The 906-nt window shown below is 63.9% G+C and carries 1 protein-coding gene; it reads left to right on the top strand.

The genetic code is table 11. The features are described from left to right. Nucleotides 1–906 (top strand): TonB-dependent receptor domain-containing protein (locus tag ACLD7X_RS17165; protein WP_411424903.1); only part of this gene is annotated, 906 nt, incomplete at both ends.

The raw sequence follows: 906 nt of genomic DNA, 5'->3' as shown, positions 1-906 counted from the left end.
CGCCGCTTTCCGCGGGCCAATCTCGGCCAATCCCTGGACGCAGACTCGCTCCAACGATTATTTCGTGCCGCGGGTCTCGTTCACCTGGAACTGGGCGGAGCAGCGGTCGATCTACGGCTCCATCGCCAAGGGCGTGAAGTCCGGCGGTCTGAACGGCAAGACGCCCTTCGTGGGTCAGCGTAGCTGGGAAGCGGAAGAAAACTGGACCTACGAGCTGGGCTCCAAGAACATCCTGCTCGACGGCCGCCTGCGCCTGAACGGCAACATCTTCTACACCGAGTGGCAGAACCTTCAGAACAACGCCGTGCGCCTCGGCGCCGACGGCACCCTGCCCACCACGTTCGCCATCCTGCTTACGGTCGTGGGCAATATCGGCGGGGTGGAAGTGCGCGGCGCTGAAATCGACGGCGAATGGCTGATCACAGACAATCTGAGCGTGAACTTCGGTCTCGCCTACAATGACGCCACCTATATCGACAGCGCAGTCTCCGACCGCGTGCGTCTGGCGCGGGTCTGCAACGGCACCGTCTGCCCCGCCAACGGCGCCATCGGCGGCAACCAACTGGAGCGCACCGCCCCCTGGGACGGCGTGATCGGGGTGAACTACGAGCGGCCGCTGTTCGACACGGTCGATTTCTACAGCCGCCTCGACCTGACCTATCAGTCCAAGATGTATGTGGACGAGACCAACGTGACCTTCGCGCCGGAGCGCTCGCTGCTCAACGGCTCGTTCGGTCTGCGCGGCGACAGCTTCGATCTTCAGATCTGGGGCAAGAACCTGCTGGATGAAGAATATGTCGCCAGCTCGCTGTGGCTGGTCGGCACCGGCGGCGTCGGCTCGTCTCAGTATGCGACCTTCCTCGGCGAGAAGCGCACGATCGGGGCGACCCTCACCCTGCGCCGCTA

The sequence above is a fragment of the Aphanothece microscopica RSMan92 genome (assembly GCF_046613545.2).
Lineage (GTDB): Bacteria > Cyanobacteriota > Cyanobacteriia > PCC-6307 > Cyanobiaceae > NIES-981.
The sequence above is the reverse complement of the archived record's forward strand: the minus strand, read 5'-3'. Positions and strand labels throughout refer to the sequence as shown.